This window comes from Clostridium sp. CTA-7, assembly GCF_054768095.1.
Window position 1 is genome coordinate 1 of the sequence record NZ_BAAAAV010000017.1, and the last position, 7,879, is coordinate 7,879.

10 protein-coding genes are annotated in these 7,879 nt (G+C 26.4%); 4 read left to right on the plus strand and 6 right to left on the minus strand.

What is annotated here, in order from left to right; all coding sequences use genetic code 11:
* A partial coding sequence (locus tag ACYUEX_RS18475) for an IS3 family transposase (RefSeq protein WP_460289444.1) occupies positions 1-305 on the plus strand: 305 nt, incomplete at its 5' end.
* 908 nt (positions 306-1,213) lie between these two features.
* Positions 1,214-1,528: a hypothetical protein gene (locus ACYUEX_RS18480; protein WP_460289445.1), complete on the plus strand. Its 315-nt coding sequence runs from the start codon at positions 1,214-1,216 to the stop codon at positions 1,526-1,528.
* 642 nt (positions 1,529-2,170) lie between these two features.
* Here the strand turns inward: ACYUEX_RS18480 and ACYUEX_RS18485 are convergent.
* The 5 genes from ACYUEX_RS18485 to ACYUEX_RS18505 all read right to left on the minus strand — a co-directional run bounded on the left by ACYUEX_RS18485 (position 2,171) and on the right by ACYUEX_RS18505 (position 6,111).
* Entirely contained in the window at positions 2,171-2,593 is a 423-nt protein-coding gene (locus ACYUEX_RS18485) for a VOC family protein (RefSeq protein WP_460289446.1), read from the minus strand.
* Between the two features lie 74 nt (positions 2,594-2,667).
* Entirely contained in the window at positions 2,668-3,075 is a 408-nt protein-coding gene (locus ACYUEX_RS18490) for a VOC family protein (protein WP_460289447.1), read from the minus strand.
* 52 nt (positions 3,076-3,127) lie between these two features.
* Positions 3,128-3,619 carry a Csac_0668 family 2Fe-2S cluster-binding (seleno)protein gene (locus ACYUEX_RS18495; protein WP_460289448.1) on the minus strand — a complete coding sequence of 164 codons (492 nt, stop codon included), beginning with the start codon at positions 3,617-3,619 and terminating at the stop codon, positions 3,128-3,130.
* 110 nt (positions 3,620-3,729) lie between these two features.
* Entirely contained in the window at positions 3,730-4,524 is a 795-nt protein-coding gene (locus ACYUEX_RS18500) for a hypothetical protein (RefSeq protein WP_460289449.1), read from the minus strand.
* A 585-nt stretch (positions 4,525-5,109) separates the two neighbouring features.
* Positions 5,110-6,111 carry an alpha/beta hydrolase gene (locus ACYUEX_RS18505; RefSeq protein ID WP_460289450.1) on the minus strand — a complete coding sequence of 334 codons (1,002 nt, stop codon included), beginning with the start codon at positions 6,109-6,111 and terminating at the stop codon, positions 5,110-5,112.
* A 408-nt stretch (positions 6,112-6,519) separates the two neighbouring features.
* On the opposite strand from ACYUEX_RS18505, the gene ACYUEX_RS18510 reads away from it, so the two are divergent.
* On the plus strand, positions 6,520-6,705 hold the full coding sequence (locus tag ACYUEX_RS18510) for a hypothetical protein (RefSeq protein ID WP_411168194.1): 186 nt from the start codon (positions 6,520-6,522) through the stop codon (positions 6,703-6,705).
* A 12-nt stretch (positions 6,706-6,717) separates the two neighbouring features.
* Complete coding sequence (locus tag ACYUEX_RS18515; RefSeq protein ID WP_411168195.1) at positions 6,718-6,966, plus strand: spore coat protein; 249 nt, start codon at positions 6,718-6,720, stop codon at positions 6,964-6,966.
* A 352-nt stretch (positions 6,967-7,318) separates the two neighbouring features.
* On the opposite strand, the gene ACYUEX_RS18520 is transcribed toward ACYUEX_RS18515, so the two are convergent.
* Positions 7,319-7,507 carry a hypothetical protein gene (locus ACYUEX_RS18520; protein ID WP_460289451.1) on the minus strand — a complete coding sequence of 63 codons (189 nt, stop codon included), beginning with the start codon at positions 7,505-7,507 and terminating at the stop codon, positions 7,319-7,321.
* Between the last annotated feature and the right edge of the window lie 372 nt (positions 7,508-7,879).

Sequence of the window (7,879 nt, forward strand, 5' to 3'; positions counted from 1 at the left end):
TTCACTCAGATCAAGGTGCACATTACACAAGTCCCAAATTTCAAAAGCTAGTAAAAGATTGCGGCTTGGGTCAATCTATGTCTAGGCGCGGTAACTGTTGGGACAACGCGCCGCAGGAATCGTTCTTCGGACATTTTAAAGATGAGGTAAACATAAAGCCGTGTCAAACTTTAGAAGATCTTAGAAATGAGATAGACCAATATATGACTTATTATAATGAATATAGATATCAATGGAACTTAAAGAAGATGACTCCTGTTCAATACAGAAATCATCTCCTTAACTTAGCACGGTCTTTTTCATAATGTCCTTTACAAGGGGTACATTTTATTTAATAATACGGTATTTTTTATAGATTATTAAATTAAGTTATGGAAGCAAATTATTGTAATTTAAAATATATACTTATCTTCGACATTATTAACCCAGCCAATTATTTGAATAAGCTATTATCCCTAATATAGCACCAACTAATGCACTAACTATAATCTTAAAATAAGTTTTTCGCTCCTTACTCTTTTCTATATCCATCTGTTTCACCTCACAAATTTATATAAATTATACAATATATCATATTAAATGTATAATCTGGAATATATATCTAACAACGATACCGTATTATTCAGTTTTCAAAGAAAATATTTTCTTATTTAAATCAATAAAATTTCTTATATTTGTTAAAAACAAAAAGACCACATGATATTCTTTAGCCTAAACTGATATATTTCCCATAGTCTATTATATGAAACCTTCCACTAAAATAGTGAGGTACTAATTCTATTTAATTATTATGTTTATGTTTCTTTTAGCATAAAACATCTTTACAGGCTAGTTATCTCAATGATTTAGGTGTAGTTACTACATAAATTTATTTAATAACTACTATATACCTGAATCTTCTTTTAGCTGATTAACTATTTTCATCATTTACCCATCATCTTTTGCTATATCTGATATGCCTTCACTAAAGTTTTATATGCTTTCTTATATTTACTTTTATCTTCCTCATTGTAGTTACTATGTTTATTGCTCTGATAACTAACATATTAATTATAATTATTAATAAATTTATTTACTTATCTTTATTATAATATCTATATAACTTTCCTTCTGTCTTTCTAAATAATTCTTTATTCATTCTATCTCTCCTTAATCTATCCTGTATATTTAATTATCTATCTAGCCAAAATAACCTTGAAAGGTGGTTTTGCTAATGAAAAAACTCATTGCTATGCTTTTAATTTCTTTATCTTTATCATTTGGTATTTTTACTCAATCTGCATATGCTGTAAATATCTTTAATGAAGGCGTTTATAAAGCAGCTGATTTCAATTTTTCACCAGAAAATAAGTATATTGTTCAAAATGTATCTCAAAATAATAGTGTTTTTATTCAGGTTTTTGATGAAAATCAAAATTTATTGCAATCAATTCATCTATCCCCTACTTCTGATAAATATAATTTACTTCCTTTAAAGCCAGACTATAGACTTGTAATAGTTGGTAATGGTAACGTGTTTATTTCTTAAAAGCTTATTTTTTATTTTTCTTAATTTTACCTCTACTATATAGAGTGGATTACTTATGTAGTCCACTCATTTATTATTTAAATATAAAAATACCGCATATTCATTTTTGAATAATACGGTATATTAATTTATTAATTTGGCTATAGTCAATTAATTAATGGTATAATTTAACTACGTCTTCTACGTCTTCTACGTCTTCTACAACAGCAACAGCAACAACATCTATTAAATCCAAATCCGCCAAACCCGAATCCGCCAAATCCAAAGCCCACATTAATCACCTTCTTCTTTTGTATACTTTAGTATATTCATAATATTACATAATTGTTCTTAAATATGAACTTATATTATATTAATATTTAGGTTGTATTGCTGTGATTACTTTTAATACCTCATTATTCAATTTTCAAAGAACATATTTTATTGTTTAAATCAATAAAATTTCTTATATTTATTAAAAATAAAAAGACCACAGAATATTATTCAGTCTAAACTGATATAATTTCCATGGCCTTACAAACCTTCCACGTTCTCAAGTGGAATACTAATTATATTTTATTACTATGTTTATCTTTATATTTATTATTCTCACTATCATTCTTTACTGAACAAAACATATTATCACCTTGTATATTTAATTGTTTATTTTACTCGTTCTGCAATGGGATGATTTTCTTTAAACTGAACCAAATCCCATAGATTCCCATATAAATCTTTAAATACTGCAACGGTACCATATGTCTGGTCTTTAGGCTCTCTTACAAACTCTATACCTTTTGAAAGCATTTCCGTATAGTCTCTCCAAAAATCATCAGTTCCTAAAAATAGAAAAACTCTACCTCCAGCTTGATTGCCTATAAATTCCTCTTGCTTAGGATTAGATGCTCTTGCAAGTAATATCGTAGTTCCAGAAGAACCGGGTGGTGACACAACTACCCAACGTTTGTCTTGTTCAGGTTGATATGTGTCTTCAATTAATGTAAAGTGAAGTTTCTTCGTATAAAATTCTATAGCTTCATCATAGTCTTTAACAACTAGAGCTATATGGACAACTGATTGTATCATTTTCTTAACTCCTAACACTTCTTAATACTATTTAAGTACTGATTATTAAATAACATTACTACAATGTAAAAAGTTTATTTAATCTCAGTATCTCTAATTTCTATTTCAGTCCCCTCTGGAGCTTTTATTTTAAATAAACTTTCTTCAAGTACTCTATAAACAACTTGACCATTTTTTAGTTTGAAATCATTATATCCCAAAGATTTAATTCTCTCATATTCCTGTTCTACATTGTCAACCATAAATGCCATATGAACTGGCCCAGCATTTAAAGAACTCCATTTATTGAATTTATCACCTTCTTTAGGCGTTTGAAGCTCTATCATAAAGTTATCTAACTTTATCCATGTATTAAAATCTCTTCCATGAAAATTTGGTGTTTCATTAACCATTTCAAATCCTAATATTCTTGTGTAGAAGTCTAGTGATTCTTCATATTTTTCTGTTTGAATGCATATATGGTGTATCATTTTTATGCTCATATGTCTTCCCCCTAAATCAATTTTTTAAACATTCCTTCACAAAAGGTACATTTTATTTCATTGATAGTCCTTTATCTATTGCATCCTGAATTATTTGATGACAGCACTTGCCTAATGGATTTTTATTCTGGCATTGTGAATTACTCATTGCTCCAGTAATTTTTAAAACCTCCATCATATTAGTAGCTCCATCTTTCACTACAGCATTTATTATTTCTTCTTCTGTAACTTTACTACAATAACAGGCATATTTAGGATCTGCATCTTTTTTAAACCATATTGGTACTTTTACCTGCTGTTTATTAAATTTAATATTAGATTCTGTATTATAGTAAGTAATATCACATTCCTCACTCATACATAAGAAATAATAATCATCACTAACTTGTTCAGTTAGTTCCTCAACTACCATATGTTTTACTGTAATTTTGTTTACAGGGTCACCCTGCTTTTTGCACATAGGACATAAATTGTTTTTTTCAATCTTGCAAGAATATTTCTTTGTGTTTTCACAATAACATTTATTCAAAATTTCTTCTCCCACTACTTATATTTACCTACTTTTAAGTCAATAATATATATTTTATATAAGCTCTAATGCAAAAGATTTCAAAACTTCAAGTGTAGTTACTATATAACTTTATTTGATGACTACTATATACCCCATTCTTCTTTTAGCTTATTAACTATCTTCATCATTTCACCATTATCTTTTACTATATCTGGATGATATGCTTTTGCTAAAGTCTTATATAGTTTCTTATATTTACTTTTATCTTCCTCATTGTAGTTACTATGTTTATTGCTCTGATAACTACCATATGAATTATACTTATTTTTAAAGTTTTTATATTCTTTACGTTGCTGCTCTTTAGCTGCTTCATATTGACTTTTTATATTATCTAGCATTTCTTTATTTCTAAGAATTCCAAATACATCATAGCAATAATCGTAACTATTTGAACCATATACTTTCTCAAACTTTGCTTTATCTTCCAAATATTTTGTTAGTATTTCTCTGTGTTTTTTATAAGTTTTATATTCTTCTGTTTCTTTATATTCTTTTTCTATTTTCTCTCTTAATAGCTCTAGCTTAACTGATACAATATCAAATAATTCATCTACTGTAATACCTATTGTTTCTGCTCTCTCCTCTAAATCACAGAAGTCTCCTATATATCCATCAAATGTTGCTATATAATAATAATCCATAGTACCAAGTACCCATTGTTTCTTTTTAACCTTGCCATCCTCTCTATAGCTCTTATGAATACTTATCCTATAAGCCTTCTTTATAGGCCTTCTAAACCTTTCATCTGAATAAGTATGACTATATGATATTTTTCTCTCTCCCGAAATAACAAAATCATTAACTGTAGATTTTAACTCCTTATATTCTCCATAAGCATTCTCTTTTCTAAGTTCTACTTCTTGTATTACACAATACATTTATATCACTTCCTTGTAGTTACTTCAATACGTTTCTTAGTACCTACTCTATATCTAAATAAGCTCTATAATATTTACCTATTTTAGATTCTTTTCTTGTATTTTTTTATATTTACTTCTTTTGATAATATCTCTAATATTTTAATCTTATTAAAATAACATAACATTGGATATATACTATCTTCTATCTACAAATCCTTTTTCTGGAGACCACTCACAACTTCCACCTGTAACCTCCCCCTCTACATAAAACAATCTATTAAGTTATATAAAAATTATATATTATATTACATATTTTTTATACCATATTTTTCAAATTTAAAGAACATATTTTCTTTTATCCACCTTTTCTTGTGGCTCCTCTAATAAACATTAGTATTAAAGCCACACCTATTAACCATAGTCCTATACCTATTAACATTTATATCACCTCTAAGCTCAAATACTTCTAGTATTCCACTTAACTTCGCATAAAACTCTTTAATTTCTTTTTTAATATTTTATAATTGCAGAATAATAAAATATACTACATATTCTTTTTTTGAATAATACGGTATTTTTATTAGTTATTTTATACTTTAGATACTAATGCTCTTTTATTAATTTTATTATCTCATCATTTATGATATCAGGCTCAAATTGATATATAGAGTGTCTTGAGCCCTTAACAACCATTTGAGTACTATCAGTAGACCACTCCTTCAAGTCTATCTGACTACTTTCCCATTCAGGAATTGCTAAAGTATTACTTTCAGCAGTAAATATTCTAAGGGGAATATCTCCTAATTTCCCGTTGTCTAAAATTATTTTTGCATTATTACTTGCCATCTTACTTTCATCTATAATATTTCTATTATACATAGTTTTAAGAGTCATTGAAATGTATAACTCTTTCAAATCATCAGGCAATAATTTATGATTATTTTGTCCTGATACAATTTTTGAAGAATAACTTGTATGATACATTGCTAATCTAGCAATTCCCAATGATTTTAGTATCTGATATTTAAATCCTGTACTACCACTTATTGCAGGATTATTTTCAAAATAATATTGTGGACTACCACCATCAATTAGCACAATTCCTGAAACTTCATCTTTATATTTTTGCGCAAATCTTATTGATGATAATGATGCTAATGAGTGTCCAACTAATATATATGGTGGTTTTTTCCCAGATTCTGAAAGAGCTGTATGCATTTCATCCACAATTGAATCAATATCTCTTGAGACATCTGTTATTTCACTCCATCCATGTCCTGGCTTATCATAAACAGCTATTTTAGCATACTTTGAAATTACATTATAAAGAGGATAAAAATCTGCATAAGCGCTTGGCTCATTTAACCCTCCAGTAAAAACTACAGTTACATTTCCTTCTCCTTTTGTAAATATACTGATTTTATGATTATTTACATTAACCATTTCCCCTACTGTCGGATATTTCTTAGAATCTCTGTACTCTCCAATTTTTTCATAAGATACACCAATTAATGAAATGAAAGCTATAAAAATTAATACTAGAAATATACATCTTTTAAATGCACTTTTAGATTTTCTTTTATTTTTTGCTCCATTTATATGCATTTATTAACCCCCTTAAAATAATATAATCCATCTTTAGTTAGTACTGTAAATATTACCTCGTAAAAGCATCATATAATAGAGTTAATTAAAATTATAGCATATATTCCAATATTTTACATAAATTTTATCTATTTTGTAATTTGTCTTTATTTATTTCCGTATTATTTAAATAAAAAATACCGCATATTCATTTTTGAATAATACGATATTTCCATTAACTTATTTTATAATTTTTATTTCCCCATTTTATATTTTCAATTTTAATCTCTTTTATAAATGAAGTAAATCTATTAAAAATTTTGATAAATTCTTTCATAATTTACTAGTTAGTTATTTTGTTTATAATAAGAATAATTAAAATTACTAATTGCCATAATAGTATAGAACTATTAAATAAGGAGTGATCTTATGTGTAATTTAAATCAATTAGAACTACAAAATTTAAGACATCTTATAGGTGCCCATGGAACAATTGCAAATAAGCTTGATGAATATGCAAAACAATGTACCGATCCTCAAATAACTCAAATGCTTCAAAGAGATGCTCAAGAAGCAAGAACTAGTAAAGAAAAATTAATTTCATTCTTAAAATAGGAGGTATTTAAAATGAAAGAAAAAGATATAATGAATGATTATTTAAGTATGATTAATAGTAGTTTAACTGGATATGCTAGTATAATAGCTCAAACAGACAATCAAGAATTGCGCCAAACAGTACAACAAATGAGAAATCAAGATGAAATACGTCAATATACAATTTATCAAAAAGCAAAGGAAAAAGGATACTATAAACCTGCTCAGCCAGCTTCTCAAGCTGATATTAATACAATAAAAACTGAATCAACTATGGAATGATAAACTAAACTTGCACCTATATTATAAATACAAGGTATATTATTAATAATATACCTTGTATTTATCTATAATCTATTTATTCTTTATATCATTATTTTTTTCTAAATTACTCATATTAATCTTTACCTATATTCTCTAAACATCTTAATTAACATAATTTTAAATTTGTAATTATATTAATGAAAACTATATCATATGTTTATTTAATATACCTTAATATTTATTTATTTAACACACTAATTTAATATCACTATCATCTAACATAAAATAAAAAGGAGTAACAATCAAAGTCACTTCTTTTTATTTACACTAAATTATATATTATATTGCTTTCTTATTCTAATTATAGCTACTAATCTATTTCTTTAATCCATTCATCAATTACTTCTTTAACTATATCATTATACATTACTAATCCAGTTATATCTTCATAGTCATATCCTTCTTCTACTATTTTATTTAAAGCTTCCTCTTTATCATTCGCTTCAATTTCCTTATAAATATATCCTGCCATTGGGACATAAACTCCATATTTTTTCATTAATTTCATTCCCCCTATCAAATATTAGACTTATTAATTAAAAACTTTCTCACTTTTGTATACTTTAATATATTCTTAGCATTACATCGTTGTTCTTTAATATAAAATTTGCTTTATATTATAGTATTTTAATTTATAAATATTTATCCTTTCACATAACTAATTATTTATTTTTAAAAACATTAATTTATTATTTATCTTCAATATCTTATAACTATAAAATAAAAAATACCGCATATTCCTTTCTGTAAAATGTACCCTATAAGATAGACAACTAAAAAATGTCTATTTTATAGGTTTTTTTATGTATAATAAAACATAACGATAGGAGTGGATTAGATGAGTAGCAAGTTATTTACGAAGGAAGAAATA